Raw genomic sequence first — 16,812 nt, forward strand, 5'->3', positions numbered from 1 at the left:
TCAGCGCTCCGGGTCGGTGTGGTCGTCGAGCCAGCGTTCGATCTCGCTGCGCCGGTAGCGCAGGGTGTTGCCGACCCGGATGGCGCGAGGCCCCTTGCCTCGGCTGTGCCAGGCGTAGAGGGTGTTCTTCGGCTTGCCCAGCCAGGCCGCCACGTCATCGATGGTTAGGAGGGGGTCGGGCCGCCACTCGGCGGTGGTCGAGGCGCTCATGGCTGGTCTGCCGTGGCGGATGGGCCGGTCTGCGGGCGTGGTGGGTCGGGGTCGACGGGTCGCTGGTGGGCAGTGGTGTTGGGCCGTTCGGACCCGGGAATGACGTGTGGGTGGGGCGGGCACGGGTCGGGTGTCCTTTCAGCGTCCCGGCCCGGGTGGGGCCGGTGGTCGGTGGCGCTGCCGCCGGGGTTGGCGGGGCGCGCCGGGTGTGCCCGTCGATCCACGATGGTGGGGGTTGAGGTATCAAGCCCGTGGCCGGCGTGCGGTGCGGCGAGGGCGGACCCGCTCTGTGCGGAGTCGTGCGGGTTGTCGTGTGACCCGCCGAGCTGGAACAGCAGCAGGTCTTCGTGCTGGATGAGCCATTGCGGGTCGCCGGTGTTGATGGCGTCGCGGACGTTCTTCATTTGGAAGAACGAGGTCCGCGGCACCAGTACGCCGTTTCGGACTCCGGCGATGAGCGCGATGAGTTCCTCAACCAGGGTCAGTCCGGAGGCGAATCCAGCGGCGGCGACCATGCCGGGGATGTCGATGAGTTGCCCGCGTCGCCGGTAGGGGCGGGCAGTGACCGCGACGTATCCGCCGGGCTGGAGTACGGCGGCGCAGCCGGTGAGAATCTGGGTGAATCCTTCGGCCAGTTCGGCGTGTTCGGTGTAGGCGAGATTCCCGGCGTCGGCCCCGTACCGGTGGTGGATCTTGCGAACCTTGCCCCGGCGGGGGCCGGGGGTTCGTACATGGCCGTGGGTGGATGACCCGTACGGCGGTGAGGTGATGACCAGCGAGACCCGGCCGTGGACCTCGCTCGGGAGCAGCGCGGGCAGCCGGCGGGCGTCGCCGGTGTAGATCTCCCCGGTGCCGGTGGCGCCCTGGCTGGTGGCGAGGCGGATGTTGTCGGCGGCGTGCTGCGCCCACCGGTGCTCGTACTCGACGCCGATGCCATGTCGGCCGATGTGCATGGCTTCCACGAGGGTGGTGCCGATCCCGGCCATCGGGTCGACCACCAGGTCGGGGGCTGTCTCGCTAACGGTGTTTCCGGCGATCTTGGTTAGTAGGTTTCAGCGGCTGGGAAGCGGTCGCTGAAGGTGATGGCGAAGGCGTTCAGGGCGGGTTTCCAGCGCATCGTCCATCGGGTTCTGCCTGCTCCGGTGGGGTCCAACGATCGGGTCACCAGGTACAGACACTTCAACGCTGCCTGTTCGTTGGGGAAGTGGCCGCGGGCTTTCACGGCCCGCCGGTAGCGGGCGTTCAGCGACTCGATCGCGTTGGTCGAGCAGATCACCCGTCGGATCTCGACGTCGTAGTCGAGGAACGGGATGAACTCGGCCCAGGCGTTGTCCCACAAACGGATCACCGCCGGATACCGGCCGCCCCACTTCTCGGCCAGGTCATCGAACGCCGCCCTGGCAGCGGTGGCGTTGACGGCGGTGTAGATCGGCTTGATGTCGTGTTTGAGCTCGTCCCAGTACTTGCGGGAGGTGAGCCGGAACGTGTTGCGGATCAGATGGATGATGCAGGTCTGCACGATCGTGCGGGGCCACACGTTCGTGACGACCTCCGGCAGGCCTTTGAGGCCGTCGCAGACGAGGAAGAACACGTCCTTCACGCCCCGGTTACGCAGGTCGGTCAGCACGCTCATCCAGAACTTCGCGCCCTCACCACCCGAGCCGGCCCACAACCCGAGGACGTCCTTCTCCCCGTCGAGAGTGACCCCGATCGCGGCGTAGAAGGGCCGGTTCGCGACCTGCCCATCCCTGACCTTGACCACGATGGCGTCGATGAACACGGCGGCGTAGATCTCATTCAGGGGCCGGTGGGACCAGTCGGTCATCTCCTCGATGACCTTGTCGGTGATCCGGGAGATCGTCTCCTTCGACACCGAAGCCCCGTAGATCTCGGCGAAGTGAGCGCTGATCTCCCCGGTCGTCAGGCCTTTGGCATACAGCGACAACACGACCTCGTCGACCCCTGACAGGCGCCGTTGACGCTTACGGACGATCTGCGGCTCGAACGTGCCGGCCCGGTCTCGTGGCACGTCGAGCTGCACTGGTCCGGTCGTGTCGGTCAGCACCGTCTTCGACCGGGTGCCGTTGCGGACATTGCCCGACCCAGCGCCGGCGGCGCCCTGGTCGTGTTTTTCGTAGCCGAGGTGCTCGGTCATCTCCTCGTTGAGCGCGGTCTCCAGGACCGTCTTGGTCAACTGCTTCAGCAGCCCGTCCGGGCCGGTCAACGACAGGCCCTGTTCCTTCGCGGCCCGGACCAACTCGGCGGCGGCCTTCGCCTCCGCCGACGGCTCGGGCCGCTTCCTACGTCCGGTCTGGTCGTTCAGTGTCGCGGTCATCACGGCACCCTCCTCACCAGGCACAACGCCTGGCAGGTCAGGCCGGAAACACCGTTAGATCCACACTCCCCGACTCAGCCGGCACGGCGAGCGCCTACAAGTGGCAAGTCCGCAACTTCAACGAGCGCTACCAACCGACCGGCGTCAACTACGTGATCCCGCCGGTCGAGGCCGGCCTCGACCAGACCTACGTCTACGGCTACGGCTACTCCCAGTTCACCGGCGCCCCGACGACGATCGCGTACCCGGCCGGCGGCGGCCTCGTCAACGAACAGTTGACCACGGACTACGACGCCACGACCGGCATGCCGGTCCGCCTGGACACCAGCCTCACCGGCTTCGTGGGCACCGTGGCGACCGCCACCTACACCGCCTACGGCGAGCGCAAAGGCTCGATCTACAAGGTCCCCGGGAACAGCAGCTACACGCAAGAGACCGTCTATCGGGACGAGGCGACCCGCCGCGTCAATCGAACCATCATCGAGCGGTCGACTGTCGCCGGCACCGTCTCAGACCGCCAGTACACATACCAGGACGCCGGCAACATCAAGTCGATCACTGAGACCCCGCAGGTCGGTCAGGCGGACGCTCAATGCTTCCGCGACGACGCCCTAGGCCGCTTGACGACCGCCTGGACCCCGAAGGCCGGGGTTTCCTGCGACACGGATCCCGCCCTCGCCAACCTCGGCGGGCCGGCACCGTACTGGCAGGACTGGACCGTCAACGACACCGGCAGCCGGCGCACCGAAACCAGCAACGACAGCAGCGGGAAAACCACCCGCAGTTATGCCGTTCCCGAAGGTGGCCCGGGAGTCGTACGACCCCACGCCGTCACCAACGTCAAGACTGTAACCCCTAGTCAGGCGATCCTGAACCACAAGTACGAATACGACAAGTCAGGCAATACTGCCTGCCGGCCCGCCGCCCACTTCCTCAGCAACAACTGCCTTACCGCCACCAACAGTCAAACCCTCGGCTGGGATGCCGAGGGCAAGCTCGCCACCGTCAGCTTCGCCGGGAATACCATCGAGACCAACATCTACGACACCGACGGCGTCCGGCTCATCCGCCGCGACACCACCGGCACCACCCTGTACCTACCCGGCCAGGAGATCCGCCTCCAAGGCGGCGTCAAAACCGGCACCCGCTACTACGACTTGGCTGGCACGACCATTGCCAGCCGCACCGCAAGCTCAGCGATCACCGACTTGACCTGGCTCTACAACGACCACCAGGGCACCCAACAAGTCGCCATCAACGCCGGCACCCAAAAAGTTGACATCCGCCGGCAGACCCCCTACGGCGCACCACGCGGATCGAACCCCACCTGGCCCAACAGCAAGGGCTTCGTCGGCGGAGACAACGACCCCACTGGCCTGATCAACATCGGCGCCCGCCAGTACGACCGGGCACTGGGCCGGTTCATCTCAGTCGACCCGCTCATGGACCTCGCCGACCCGCAGCAGTGGAACGCCTACTCGTACGCCAACAACACACCCGCAACCTCCAGCGACCCGACCGGCCTAATACCTGCAGACTGTTTGGAGTTCGACTGCAGAGGCTATGATTCACGACCGATAGCGCCGGGCGACAAAAATCGTGGAGCAGGCGGATGTCCCAGCGGCTGCGGTACACAGGCGAACATCGATTGGGGTGACAGCAACGGGAAGTCATCAACTAAGAAGGGTCACAAGAAGAAGATTGGTGCCGTAACGCTGCTGGATGCCTTCTTCGCTGGCAAAGCAGGAGACTACAGGTTCACCGACGGCGACTTTTTCGCAGAGCAGTTGCGGAAGGATGCCTTCCTTCAGAACAGTTGGGGTCTGATCGCCCAAGAGGTCTATTCCAACGAGAGAAGCGGTGAGATCCAGAAGAGCTTGGGAGATGCGTCTAGCCTTCCGACTGCAATCAAAGAGCTTCTCGTCATACTCGAATTCCTGAAGTACGGCTACACTGACGGCAACTTGGAAGTTGCGATGATGGGCTCATACCACATCATGTGGAAGGCTACCAACGTTAAGGCGAATGGTGCAGCCGACGTTGAGCTCGTAATCACTAACCGTACAAGCGCGGCGTCTATGACGCGGGTTCCTGGCTTTGGCTATATCGATGGGTATGATGACTTGGTGAGGCCTGCCCGAAAGCGGTTGGATGACAAGCTGCCGACGCAGACGCAGACCGTAGTTCTTCGCGGGCAAATCCCAGCTGTCTTCCCCCGAACCGGCACGCCGCCCCCCTCCATCTGCAGGAATGCTGTCACGGGAGGCGGAAGTTGTTGATGGGAGCGCTGATTAATTAAGTGACCAAGAAGCGATGGTTCTTCTTAATCGGTGGGTTAATCCTAATCCTCTCTTGTTGTGGCACGTGCGGTCGCGCCGTCTGGCCTCCTGTGCGTGAAGATGCCCTGTGTGGCGTCTTCGAGTCGCAGCGGGGTGGCGTTGTCGAGATCGAGCCCGATGGCGGATTTTCAATAACGAATGCAACATTCGGGCCAGGCGCGGATGGCAGTACGGAGATCATCTCGGGGAGCGGCAACCTGAGGTCGCAGCAAAGCTCGACCGAACGGGGAAAGGTCAAGTTCAAGATGAGAGGTGCCACCTTGGAGCTGAATACCCAGCGGAGTTGGCGGGGGGAAGTGAGCCTCTGGCGGTATCTCGACGATCCCGACAGCGGAGAGCGGGAAACCTTTCTTCGTCAGTCGAGCTGCTAAAGGTGCGCCTACCGCAGCCTTAAGACAAAGCGCCGCCGGGCGCGGAGGGGTGTCCCTATGGGTTTCGTCAAGGGGTTCACCACTGTGCGTCTAGCAACGGTCAACGGTGCCCCCGTTAACCCCCCGAATACCCCTGCCAAACGGTGACTGTCAGTGGCAAGGATTGACAAGTCGGCGATCGGGTCTAAGCAGTTCAGCGACGGGTTTTGACGATCAACGACGAACTCGGGAGCGTAACGTACGGTAACCGCGGGTTCGGGGTTCGAGTCCCTGGCGGCGCACCAACGATCAAGGCCCTGACTTGGTGGTTCACACCGGGCCGGGGCCTTTTTCGCGTACGCCGGTGGTGGGTGGTCGCTCGGTGGGTGCTCGGGAGCCGTTGAACCGGGCTGACGTTGCCGGGACACGTCGTTGTTCCGTTGGCTGGCGACGATGGAGACCTCGGCGTGGTCGCGCCAGCACGACCTCGCGCAGTTGCGGGCCGACGGCTACGGCGTCTGGCTGCAGGACGGGCGGTGCCTGCGGTTCCTGGTACACGTCAACCGTGGCACGATCGGCGACGTTGTCGCCGAGCACGAGCGGCCGGCATCTGGGCTGGGCGGACTGTTGACCGGCTACCGGCGTGCGGACCGGCTGGTGCCGGTCGGGGCGGTTCTGCTGATCGCGCAGGACGCCGAGCGGGAGGAACTACTGCGGGCCGACCTGCTCCGTGAGCCGCTGCGGAACGCTGTCGCCATGACCACGCGGCAGTTGTTGTATCGGCACTGGCTGGACGAACAGGTATGGCTGGTGCCGGGCGAGAATGGCAAGCGTCGCCTCGTCGAGGTCGGTTCATGACCGCACCACGTCACACGCCCCGGCCGCCGCCAAACCACCTGGTCCTGACGAGGCCAGCGGCGTCGTGCTGTCCTGCTGCCCCTACGCTGGCGGCATGAGGGAACCCAGCGCGGACCGGACTGGTAGGTGCTGATGAACCGGCGTGCGGCGGCACCTGCCGAGGCGATCCCTGACGCGATCCGGGCGGATGTCGAGACGCTGTGGCGCTATCACGACATGCGCCACGAGTTGCGCCCGTGCGATGTGGGGGTCGGGTTGGGCAGCCATGACCTCGGCGTGGCTGTCATCGCGACGCGCTTGTTTCACGATGGCCTGTTCCCCAGGATCGTGTTCACCGGCGCGAACGCCCCGACGACCGTCGAACGGTTCCCGCGTGGAGAAGCGGTGCACTACCGCGAGTACGCCATCGAGCAGGGCGTACCTGCGGAAGCGATTCTCGTGGAACCGCGCGCGACGAACACCGCCCAGAACCTGGAGTACTCGCGCAGGCTCCTGACCGAACGGCAGATCGCGGTGCAGTCGGTGCTGATCATGTCGCGGCCGTACCAGCAGCGTAGGGCCTACGCCACGTGCGGGCTGATGTGGCCGGAAGTCGATGTGGTGTGCGCGTCGAACCCACTCGAACTGGACGACTACGTGCGCAGCATCGGCGACTCGCGGCGGGTGGTGGACATGCTGGTCGGCGACACGCAGCGGATCGAGGTGTACGCGGAGCGCGGGTTCGCGATACCGCAAGAGATGCCGGACGAGGTGCGAGCGGCCTTCGAGCGCTTGGTGGTTGCCGGCTACACGAGCCGGCTGATCTGAGCCGAGCTACCAGCGCGGCCCTCCCGACCGGACTCCCATCCGGTCACTGAGTTCGACGGCCAGTCGAGGTGGCCGGGGGCGGATGAGGATGTCCCGGACGAGGTCACGGGAGAGCTGGTGGTAGCGCACCTGGTCAGGGCCGATGGCCTCGGCCTGCAGGAGCGCCGCGATCGCGTCGTCGATACGGTTCCACCGGGCAAGGGCTCGGGCGGTTTCGATGGCGTGCCGAACCTGCCGCTCGACGGGCACAGTGTTGGTGTCGAGTGTGGCGCCGATGGCGATGGCGCGTTGCCCGTCGCCGAGTTCCATCGCCACGGTCGTCTTGTGGATCGACGCGTTGGTCGGCCCGAACGCGGTCCACACGTGGTTGCCATCGGCACCGAGTCGCTGTGCGGCGGCATCGGCCTCGGCGATGTGGGTGTCGGCCGAGGCGCGGTCGTCGTCTCGGGCGGCGGCCAGCGCGCAGACGAGGTGCAGGCTGCCGTAGACCGACAGCAGTTGCGCGGTGGGTTTGGCGAGTCGTGGTTCCAGGAACTGTGCCGCCGTGGCGGCGAGGCCGCGGCACCACCCGCCCTCGGTCGCCGGACCGGCCGCTGGCCGGTGTGTCACTCGTCGCGTTCAGCACGCCGATCTTCCCGCTCGCCCTGCACCCGGATGCCCCGGCGTGGCGTGAAGGGTGCAACCGGCGCTGTTGCGTTATCGGATCGGCGGACGTGTTGAACCGGGGTCGGTCTGCGGTCAGATCGCTTGGGCGAGTTCGGTGAATGCGGCGCTCGGGTGCGTGGACCGGGCGCCGGTCGCGAGGGCGGAGGTCCGTAGTTCTTCGGCTGGGTCTGTGGTGGACAGCCGGCCCGCTGTCTCGTCGATGGACCCTCTACCGGAGACCTCGCCGTCTACCGATCATCAAAAGGCCAGCGGTGACCCGGGCCCGGTCCGGGTAGACGGTGACGCCGACGATGGGTGCATCGATCACCCCGTCCTGCGCGCCTGACCGGCGGCTGCCGCCGCTGGGAGTGCCGCTGAGTCGACGTTCGCCAAAAGGATCAAGATCGTGGCGGTGAACCTGTAATGTCCGCCGCCTCCTCCGACAGGTACCGGTGACCGGACCGATTCGTGGAGGTGCCGTGCGAGATCCCACAGCGAGGTTGACCGACCTGTTCCACCGCCATGCCGATGATGTGCATGCCTACGCGCGGTGGCGGGTCGGCGACGCCGACGCCGATGACGTGGTGGGCGAGGTGTTTCTGGTGGCCTGGCGTTCGTTGGACCGGGTGCGCCCCGGCCAAGAGCGGGCATGGCTGTTCGGCGTCGCTCGGACCGTGGTTCTGGCGCGCCGACGGCAGAACGCGGCTCGTGTCGCACTGACGGACCGATTGAGCAACCTGCGTGAGCTGAGGACGGTCGAGGGCCCTTCCGAGAAGGTGGCCCTGCGCGATCGGGTCCGGCAGGCGCTGGACCGGCTCGGCGACGCGGATCGTGAGGTGCTGGTGACCGTTGGTTGGTTCGACCTGAGTCCGGCCGAGGCCGCGAAGGTGCTGGGCGTCTCGCGTCCGACGTACGCGGTCCGGCTGCATCGGGCCCGTCGCCGCTTCCGTGCCGTGTTCGACGAGATCGGGGCCTCGCAGGGCCCGTCCCCCGCGCCGGCCACCGCCGGCCCACGCACTGTGAGCACTCCTGGAGGAACCCGATGAAGGACATCGACGACCTGGTGCGACGAGGCCGGCCCGCGGTGGACACCGGATGGGCGCGCGGCGCCGAGGGCCAGCGGGTCCTCACCGACGTGCTGACCGGTACCTCCGCGACGTCAGCGAACGACCACAGTCGCCGTCTGCGGCGATGGCGGCTTCGGCCGGTGCTGTTCGCCGCTGGTGGTGTCGCGGTCCTGGCCGGCACGGCCGCGGCCGCAGTCGTGGCCCTCGCCCCTGAGCCGCCGCCGACGTGGACCGTGCCGGGTGGCACGGTCGCCTGCGCAAACGAGCGCAGCGCCGAGGCCGACCTGGCCTTCCAGCACTGGACGGCGGGAACCGACCCCGCCGACACCTGCCGCCAGTACTGGATCGACACGACCGGCACGGCGCCCGAGAAGCTGTTCCCCTGCGTGTACCGCAAGGGCGGCACCGGTGGCGGCGTCGTCGTCATCCCGGGCGACGGGTACGGCGGCGCGGCGCAGGCCTGCGCGACGATCGACATGTTCGTCGCGCCAGCGAATCTCGTGCCAGGGCCAACGGGCACCAACGTCCCGCCGCCAGGGCCGGCCGACGGGGCCACGCCGGCGGGCACCTCCTCGATGACGCCGTCCGCCGCAGCACCGACGACGGCGGGCGGCCGGTGACCGCCCGGCGTCGTACGGGGGCGGTGTTGGCAGTGCTGACCGCGCTCGCCGTGAGCGGCGGTGAGCTGCTGGTCGGTCCGGCGCCTGCCGTGGCGATGGAACCGACCGCTGCTACGTCGACCGCCGCGACCTCGGGTGGTGGCCGGCCCTTCGCCGGCATCCGCGTGCTCGACACGCGCGACAGCCGGGCGCTGCCCGCAGTGCCGAGGCGAACTGGCGCGACGACGTGGCCCGTCGCGCTGCAGGGCACCGATCGTCGGGGCCGGCCGGCGGTGGACGGGCGGAGTTCCTACTCGATCATCGAGCTGGAGACCGGTGCGCAGGTCGCCTGGGGCCGACTGGGTGAGGGCACCGCGGTCGACCTGCCGACAGGCCGGTACGCCGTGCGCGCCAACGTCGTCACGCCCGGCTCGGTCACGGCGCCGGCGTCACGCACGCTCGTGCTGATACCTGAGGTGGTGCTGGGCACGCCGTCTCAGGCCGCGACGATGGTCGTCGCGCTGGACGCACGTCTCGCCGTGCCAGTGGCCGTGACGCTGGACGAGCCGCGCGCCGTGCAGGTCAGCGCCATGGTCAGCATCCTGCAGCGGACCGGTTCCGGCCGGCTGGTACGCCACGAGATGGGCGGCGAACGCTTTGACCCGGGCCAGTTCTTCGTGACCCCGTCCGCAGCTCGGGCCGATCTGAGCACGTACGTGCAGACGGCGTGGACCCGGCCCGACCGTCCGGACGTGTACAACGCGGTGCACAGCACGGCCGGGAGGGTGCCCGCTGTGCTGCGCTACCGGGTACGGGTGGCGGCGATGGCGGCCGTGCGCACCGTGTACGCCGCGCAGGGCGTCGACGCCTGCGGCGGCACCTACCTCGGCGCGGTCCTGCAGGGCCGGCCGAGTACGGTCTCCTACGGCACACGGTTCGCGCTGCCCGCCGAGCGGATCGAGTACTACCTGCCGAACCCGGACGTCTCCTGGTACACCGAGTTCGGCCAGACCGACCGCGACTGCACGTTCGAGCAGACCGGCTACCAGACCGGCCCGGCACGCACGTACCGCAAGGCCGGCACGACCCGAGCCGCCTGGAACACCGCGCCGATCGCACCGGTCACGCCAAATCAGGTCGGCGAGCCGCCCGCGATTCGTCACGGTGACACGGTCAGCGTCCGGCTGCCGATGTACGCCGACTCGCAGCGGGGACACGTCGACTTCGGCGGCCCGTACGACGGGGTGATCGGTGATGTCGCCCTGTCCGCCGACGGGGTAAGGCTCTGTGGTTCGGACACCCTCGAGGCGTTCGACTGCAACAGTGCCGCCGTCACCGGGCACCTATCGGCTGACCGCGATCGCGAAGCGCACCGTGCCGTGGTCGGTGCTGAGCCCCAGGACCGAAACGACGTGGACGTTCCACTCGGCCACCACCGGCGCACCGGCGCCGCTACCCCTCACCAGCGTCCGCTACGACCTGCGGCTCGACGAACTCAACCGCGCGACCGCAGGCGCGCCTGCCGCCATCTCCGTCCACACCAGCTCACCCGTGACCCGCGCTTCAATCGCGATCTCTGTTGACGGCGGCAAACGGTGGCAGCCGGTCCCGACCTACTGGACCGGAGACCGTTGGCGGGCAACCTACCGCCAACCAGCCGCAGGCGCGGTCTCACTGCGATACGAGGCCTCGGACACCGCCGGCAACACGGTCAGCCAGATCATCGGTGACGCCTACCTGACCGTCCAGCAGAAAGGACCTGCATCATCCCTGACGGGCCTGACCGGAAAATCTTGATGATCCCCAGGTGACGACAAACCCCAACACCCTTCCGACCGCGTACGTGTAGATCGACGACCGGGGCGGCCGTGCAGCATCGCGCGGCCGCCCCGGCCCGCGTCACGTCGCTGCCGCTTTTGCTGGTGGGGCGGAACGTCGTGCTCAGACCGTCAGGGGCCGGCAGCTCTTGCAGGCGCGGTAGCCCGCACCACGGGCCTCTCGGGCGTTCGTGAACGGCACCCGGTGCGCCGGAATGATCCGCCGGGCGTTGGCGCACGTCGCACGATGCCCTCCGCCGACCGCAGCGCGTCTCCGGCGGCTGGTTGGTACGCCGCGTCGCACGGTGTGCCGTGCTCGTACGTCAGCGGTGCAGCTCCTCGAACCTCTCGGCCGTGAGCCCTCCGGTTGCCAGCACGGCCCCGGTGACGAGCTTCGGCGTGAAGGCCACGAACAGCCCGCCCGCTGACTACGGGCCGATCGGGGGGAGCCGCGCGCGTTCGTGAGCGGGCGGAGCGGAGGCGCTCAGGAGCGGGCGAGGACGGCCGGGGGGCGGGTGCGGCGCTGGTAGGAGCGGGTGCAGAGGGCGAGTGAGAGGCCCAGACCGGCGAAGGCGAGTCCGCCCACGTAGCCGACCCAACGGGACCAGCCTTCGGCGTCGCCGACTGTGAAGCCGGCGGCCGAGGCGATCATGGTGGCGAAGCCGTAGGGGGTGAGGGCCACGGCACCCGCCCAGCCCGGGACGAGCAGCGCCCAGCGTGACAGCCGCTCGCCCCAGGGCCGGGTAAGTGCCGTCAGCAGCAGTACTCCGCCGAGGGCGCCCAGCACGGTGAAGTCGATCCCATGCTGCTCCATCCACACCAGCGCCTCGGGCGCGCCGTTGGCGCGCATCAAGGCGGCGAGTTCACCTGCCGGTCGGCCAGCGTTCCCGCCGAACGCCCAGTAGGTCTTCATCAGGATGTAGGGAGCCAGCGCAGCAGTTCCGAACCAGACGGCCTTCGAGGACTTCATCGAGGTCATGCGCTGATTCCAGCGCAGCCCCGGGCCCAAAACCCTCCCGCGCAGGAATCAACCGGCTCCCCCGCAAGGGGGATCGCGCATGGCGGCCTGGGCGACTGCGCGCTGCTGGGTGTGCTCGGTGCAGGTCGGGCCGGCGGGTGCTGTCGTCGCTGCTGGCCGGGGTTGGCGGATGGTGAGGGCGTGTAGGGGCCGTCCCGACACCGGCTACGGCGTCGCGCTGTGCCTCAAGTAATGCTCAAATTCGGTTCACCTGCGCCAATGCCGGCGAAAACGCACTTACGCTCACCGAACTCGGCTCGCGCGGGGCCCTTTCAACCTCTCGCAACGCCAACCACCGCCGTACTCAGGCCCAACGTACGCGAATGCCAACCACTTGTCCTTTTTGGATAGCTGACAAGCACTTTCAAATCACCCATCGCAAGCAGAAAGAGGGGGAGTATGCGACGCATACAACGGCGCATCGCGTTCCTGGCGCTGCCCGCCCTGGTGGCGGGCGTCTTCGTGACGACCGGGCCCGCTGGCGCGGATCCCACGGGGTCGACAGCCGCAGTCGGTTCCGGGCTATCCCAGCTCGAAAATCGGGAGCAGGCACGCCTCGTACACATCAAGCTGGCCGGCGCCGACATGCTGGACAAGGTGGTCGCCGCCGGCTTCGACCTTGAGCACGGCCTCAAGCGCGTGCCGACCGGCATCGAGGGCGAGGCGGTGGTCACCGCCGAGCAGATCACCGAACTGAAGGCGATGGGCGTCGAGGTCCTCGGCGAGGACGTGGGCTTCGCGTGGAGCGACGAGGCCGACGGCGGTATCCAGGGCGCTGCCGCGCGGGCGGCCCAGCCTTCGGGCCACGAGGCGACGGTACGGATCGCTCGGGCCGACTGGTTCACCACCAAGGGCCAGGGCTTCCTCTACGTCGAGGCACGGACCACCGAGGGGCAGCAGGCAGCCCCGATCGTCGGGATGCAGCTCGAAAACGACTCGGGCAAGGGCACGCCGTTCGGCTTCGCGCGGACGATGAGCCGGTTCGTGGACTCCGGGCAGTACATGTTCCATCGGAACCTGTTCAAGCTCGACGCTCGCCCGAACCAGATCCAGGTCACGAGTTCCACCGGTGGCGTCGCCACCGGCTTCGTCTCCAACTGGCTTGAGGACGCCCCGCCACCGCTGACGGCGAACCCGTCCTACAAGTCGGACTTCGTGGACGGCTACCGGCACCCGCAGCAGCTCTACAGCCGCGCCAAGGAGATTGCCCGCCAGTACCCGGACATCGCCGAGATCGTCTACCTGCCGAACCAGACGAACGGCTACCAGCGCAAGGCGCAGGCCACGATCGGCGGTACGGGGCAGGCGGCGGTCGTCGTCAGCTCGGCGGCGTGGGGCCACGAGGGTGGCAACGACGTCACGGTGGAGTTCGCGGACCGGCCGGGGGCGGACCTCCCGCTCGCGGTGGAGGTCGCGGGCAAGGCGGTCCGCGTCCTCCTCGCGAAGGGCGCCTCCGGTGGGCTGGCGAGTACGGCCACCCAGGTGGCGGACGCACTGCGGGCCCAGTCCCAGGGCCTCATCGACCGGGCGCACCCGTACCGCACCAACGCGGGCACCGGCATCGTCGCGCCGACGGCCGGCCCGGTCGCGCTGACCGACTTCCTCGACCAGAAGCGCGTCGGCGCGCCGGAGGGCGAGGTGCCGCGAGGCCCGGTCACGATCCCCGTCCTGCGGATCGGCAAGCACCGTGACGGTAAGAAGCCCGGTGTGCTGATCCAGGCGCAGGACCACGCCCGCGAGTGGGTGCCCGCGACGACCTCGCTGGAGTCGGCCGAGCGTCTGGTGCACAACTACAAGTCGGACAAGGAAACAAAGAAGATCGTCGATAACACCGATGTCTTCTTCATCCTGTCCAACAACCCCGATGGGGCGAACTACAGCTTCTACAACTTCGCCTCGCAGCGCCGGAACATGACGAACCACTGCCCGGATGAGAACGCCGATCCGGCCCGGCGTAACTCCTGGGGCGTCGACCTGAACCGGAACTACCGGGTCGGGTCGGGTCACGACGGCTACGCGGGTGGGTCAACCAGCTGCGTCAGCGACACCTACCAGGGGCCGGAGGAGCTGTCCGAGCCCGAGTCGAAGAACATCATCTGGCTGGTCGAGAAGTACTCGAACATCAAGTTCATGATGTCGGTGCACTCCAACGGCGGTCAGCTGTTCTGGCAGCCCGGCGCCTACATCGCGGACGGCCGGATCACCACGCCGCGCCCGCCGCTGGGTGACGAGGCGTTCTACTGGCAGTCGGCCGCCAGGATCCTGTCGCAGGTCAAGGCGCACCGGGAAACCGTCGTCACGCCAGAGAACGTCGGCGGCTCGTCCGACGTCCTCTACTCCTCCGCGGGCAACGTGCGCGAGGACCTGTACCACACCTATGGGATCTACGCCTTCGGCTGGGAGGTCGGCGGCTCGGTCTACAACCCGGCCACCGGCAACTGGCAGGGAGGCTCGTTCCAGCCGGCGTGGGAGGGCAATCCGAACCTCGTCAGCGGCCACGCCGAGACGATGGAGTACGCCAACGGAATCATGGAGATGTTCCGGGTCGCGGCGGATTGGGGCAAGGACAAGAAGAATCCGACGTCCCAGCTCATCCCCGGCGACGGGAAGTACCGCGGGCCCGTCGACGTGCACTTCGAGACGAGCGAACCGGCCACCATCTACTACACCACGGACGGCAGCCGGCCCACGCTCGAGTCGCCACGCTATGCGGCGACCGAGTTCCGTGAGCCGGGGCAGGTGTTCCACGTGACCGAGACGACGACGTTCCGCTGGTTCTCGGTGGACAGCGCCGGCAACATCGAGAAGAACTACGACCCGACGAAGAACGACAAGCGCAACAACTACCGCACGGCGACGATCGAGATCGCCAAGAAGTAGTGCTCCTCCCGTGATCATTGCCTCGTCAGTGGGTCCACGCACTGGCGAGGCAATGATCGCGCACAGGCTTCCCGCACTGCGCTGAGGTCACGCGGCCCGTGCCGCCACAGGTCAGCTGGATGACCGCTTCGGAAGCAGCAGTTCCTCGTGATCGAGTTCACGCTCCAGAACGCGGAGTTCTTCGTCGGGCAGCCGGCCGGAGTCTCGCCAGCGCACGAGCTCCTCGCGCTGCGCGTCGATGGTGGTCCGCCGGACACGAAGCGCCGTCTCGTACTGCGGTGAGGTGGGCATCTCGGATGACCCGCTCTGCTCGAGAAGGTCGAGCCGCCCGCGGTAGCGCGCCAGTCGGGCCAGCAGCTGTGTACGGATGGTGTTGACGGCCACCGCGCTGTCCGGCTCGTCGGCGGCAACTTCGTCGAGGCGGGCCAGGGCGGCCTCGACCGCCGCCGAGCGGGCCTCGTTGCGTACGCGGGCCTGGTCGCTCTCGTTGGCGCGCAGGCCCAGCATCCGCACGAGCGGCGCGAACGTCAGGCCCTGCCCGACGAGTGTCACCAGGACGACCACGAAGGTGCAGAGCAGCAGGAGGTCACGGTCGGGGAAGGGCGCGCCGCTGTTGGTGGTCAGCGGCAGGGTGAAGATCGCGGCCAGGCTGATGACGCCACGCGTGCCGGACCAGCTCAGCGCCACCACTTCGCGGGGGTTGAGCCGGCGGGCGTTGCGGTCCGTGCGCGCGACCTGTCGGGCGCTCCCGGGCTCGTCGGGATCGTCCTGCTCCGACACGCCGCCCAACCGGCTGTGCAGTGACCGGGGGAGGGACTGGGTCAACACCAGCCACGCGGGGCGCAGCAGCAGCACCACGCCGACGGACACCGCGACGGCGACGACGATGGTCGACGTGTCGTACTGGCGCAGGCCCTTGACGACCGCGGGAAGCTGCTGGCCGATCAGCAGGAAGACGAAGCCTTCGAGGAGGAAGTCGACCAGCCGCCACACCGCGCTGGTCTGCAGCCGGGCGGCGCCGGACCCGAGCTGGGGCGTCTGATGGCCGACGATCAGCCCGGCGATCACCACAGCGAGCACCCCGGAGACGTGTAGCTCCTCGCCCAGCAGGTAGGCCACGAACGGTGTCGCGAGCGAGATGGCGTTGGACAACAACGGGTCTGCGGTGAGCGGTCGGGCCAGCCGGATCGCCCAGGCGACGGCCGCTCCCACCGCCACCCCGCCGACCGCGGCCAGCACGAACTTTCCGACGGCCCCTGGGAACGAGAACTCACCACCCACGGCGGCGGCCACCGCGACGCTGAGCATCGTCAGCGCGGTGGCGTCGTTCAGCAGCCCTTCGCCCTGGATGATCGTGACCATCTTCGGCGGCAGGTTGACCCGGCGGCCCACCGCCAGGGCGGCCACCGGGTCGGGCGGCGCTACGGCGGCGCCGACCGCGATCCCGGCAGCCAGTGTCGCCCCGGCGACGAACAGGTGGAACCCGACTCCGACGAGCATCCCGGTGAGGAGCACCAGCACCACGGACAGGCTGACCACGATGCGGAGGTTCCGGCGGATGTCCAACAGCGAGGAGTTCAGTGCGGCGCTGTAGAGCAACGGCGGCAGCACGACCATGAGCACAAGGTCGGGATCAAGGCCGATGTTGGGGCCGGGGAGCAGCGCGTACACGATGCCGATGAGCGGCAGAAGCGCCGCCGCCGGCAGGCCGGTGCGGGCCGCCACCCACCGCACGGCGACGATGACCGCGACGGCGGCGAGCACGAACAGCAATATCGAGTGGGTGCTCACCTGGTTACTTCCCCCTGCAGCGGCGCGAGGCGCGAGTTCTTCGACTCGGCTGTGGGCTTCGCGGCCGAGCCGGCCAGTCGCATCCGATCGGTGACA

Annotated in this window: 10 protein-coding genes and 3 pseudogenes; 7 read left to right on the plus strand and 6 right to left on the minus strand. The window is 68.0% G+C overall.

Features of this window, described 5'->3' with window-relative positions:
- From OG811_RS16690 to OG811_RS16700, 3 genes and pseudogenes are all read right to left on the minus strand, one after another.
- The gene (locus OG811_RS16690; protein WP_406066970.1) at window positions 1-210 is read right to left on the minus strand and encodes a helix-turn-helix transcriptional regulator; all 210 of its coding nucleotides are present in this window, start codon (window positions 208-210) and stop codon (window positions 1-3) included.
- Window positions 207-1,256, minus strand: a pseudogene (locus OG811_RS16695) (TRM11 family SAM-dependent methyltransferase); the annotation flags it as partial. The pseudogene OG811_RS16695 and the gene OG811_RS16690, both read right to left, overlap by 4 nt.
- Entirely contained in the window at window positions 1,253-2,545 is a 1,293-nt protein-coding gene (locus OG811_RS16700; RefSeq protein ID WP_406066971.1) for an IS256 family transposase, read from the minus strand. The pseudogene OG811_RS16695 and the gene OG811_RS16700, both read right to left, overlap by 4 nt.
- A gap of 35 nt (window positions 2,546-2,580) precedes the next feature.
- Between OG811_RS16700 and OG811_RS16705 the strand changes: the two are divergent.
- The 3 genes and pseudogenes from OG811_RS16705 to OG811_RS16715 form a co-directional block, all read left to right on the plus strand.
- Window positions 2,581-4,071 (plus strand): annotated as a pseudogene (locus OG811_RS16705) (RHS repeat-associated core domain-containing protein); the annotation flags it as partial.
- A 1,616-nt stretch (window positions 4,072-5,687) separates the two neighbouring features.
- Window positions 5,688-6,092, plus strand: a complete 405-nt coding sequence (locus tag OG811_RS16710) for a hypothetical protein (RefSeq protein ID WP_406066972.1) — start codon at window positions 5,688-5,690, stop codon at window positions 6,090-6,092.
- A 126-nt stretch (window positions 6,093-6,218) separates the two neighbouring features.
- On the plus strand, window positions 6,219-6,899 hold the full coding sequence (locus OG811_RS16715) for a YdcF family protein (protein ID WP_406066973.1): 681 nt from the start codon (window positions 6,219-6,221) through the stop codon (window positions 6,897-6,899).
- A gap of 6 nt (window positions 6,900-6,905) precedes the next feature.
- On the opposite strand, the pseudogene OG811_RS16720 reads toward OG811_RS16715, so the two are convergent.
- Window positions 6,906-7,460 (minus strand): annotated as a pseudogene (locus tag OG811_RS16720) (XRE family transcriptional regulator); the annotation flags it as partial.
- 563 nt (window positions 7,461-8,023) lie between these two features.
- Here OG811_RS16720 and OG811_RS16725 point away from each other — a divergent pair.
- From OG811_RS16725 to OG811_RS16735, 3 genes are read left to right on the plus strand one after another with little or no spacing between them, the layout of a single operon-like run.
- Window positions 8,024-8,590 carry an RNA polymerase sigma factor gene (locus tag OG811_RS16725; protein WP_406066974.1) on the plus strand — a complete coding sequence of 189 codons (567 nt, stop codon included), beginning with the start codon at window positions 8,024-8,026 and terminating at the stop codon, window positions 8,588-8,590.
- The gene (locus tag OG811_RS16730; protein WP_406066975.1) at window positions 8,587-9,231 is read left to right on the plus strand and encodes a hypothetical protein; all 645 of its coding nucleotides are present in this window, start codon (window positions 8,587-8,589) and stop codon (window positions 9,229-9,231) included. Before OG811_RS16725 ends, OG811_RS16730 begins: the two co-directional genes overlap by 4 nt.
- The gene (locus OG811_RS16735) at window positions 9,228-10,793 is read left to right on the plus strand and encodes a hypothetical protein (protein WP_406066976.1); all 1,566 of its coding nucleotides are present in this window, start codon (window positions 9,228-9,230) and stop codon (window positions 10,791-10,793) included. The genes OG811_RS16730 and OG811_RS16735 overlap by 4 nt, the downstream gene beginning before the upstream one ends.
- A 718-nt stretch (window positions 10,794-11,511) precedes the next feature.
- Here OG811_RS16735 and OG811_RS16740 read toward each other — a convergent pair.
- Window positions 11,512-12,006 (minus strand): hypothetical protein, encoded by a 495-nt coding sequence (locus tag OG811_RS16740; RefSeq protein ID WP_406066977.1) that lies wholly within the window; start codon window positions 12,004-12,006, stop codon window positions 11,512-11,514.
- 438 nt (window positions 12,007-12,444) lie between these two features.
- Between OG811_RS16740 and OG811_RS16745 the strand changes: the two genes are divergently transcribed.
- Window positions 12,445-14,925 (plus strand): M14 family metallopeptidase, encoded by a 2,481-nt coding sequence (locus OG811_RS16745; protein WP_406066978.1) that lies wholly within the window; start codon window positions 12,445-12,447, stop codon window positions 14,923-14,925.
- Between the two features lie 111 nt (window positions 14,926-15,036).
- On the opposite strand, the gene OG811_RS16750 is transcribed toward OG811_RS16745, so the two are convergent.
- Window positions 15,037-16,716, minus strand: coding sequence for a Na+/H+ antiporter (locus tag OG811_RS16750; protein ID WP_406066979.1), 1,680 nt, complete (start codon window positions 16,714-16,716; stop codon window positions 15,037-15,039).
- Window positions 16,717-16,812: the final 96 nt, after the last annotated feature.

The organism is Micromonospora sp. NBC_01638 (genome assembly GCF_045209745.1).
Classification (GTDB): domain Bacteria; phylum Actinomycetota; class Actinomycetes; order Mycobacteriales; family Micromonosporaceae; genus Micromonospora.

Coding starts and splice junctions, on each gene's coding strand:
- OG811_RS16745 (WP_406066978.1), top strand. CDS start 12,445: ATGCGACGCATACAACGGCGCATCGCGTTCCTGGCGCTGCCCGCCCTG.
- OG811_RS16690 (WP_406066970.1), bottom strand. CDS start 210: ATGAGCGCCTCGACCACCGCCGAGTGGCGGCCCGACCCCCTCCTAACC.
- OG811_RS16710 (WP_406066972.1), top strand. CDS start 5,688: ATGGAGACCTCGGCGTGGTCGCGCCAGCACGACCTCGCGCAGTTGCGG.
- OG811_RS16700 (WP_406066971.1), bottom strand. CDS start 2,545: ATGACCGCGACACTGAACGACCAGACCGGACGTAGGAAGCGGCCCGAG.
- OG811_RS16740 (WP_406066977.1), bottom strand. CDS start 12,006: ATGACCTCGATGAAGTCCTCGAAGGCCGTCTGGTTCGGAACTGCTGCG.
- OG811_RS16730 (WP_406066975.1), top strand. CDS start 8,587: ATGAAGGACATCGACGACCTGGTGCGACGAGGCCGGCCCGCGGTGGAC.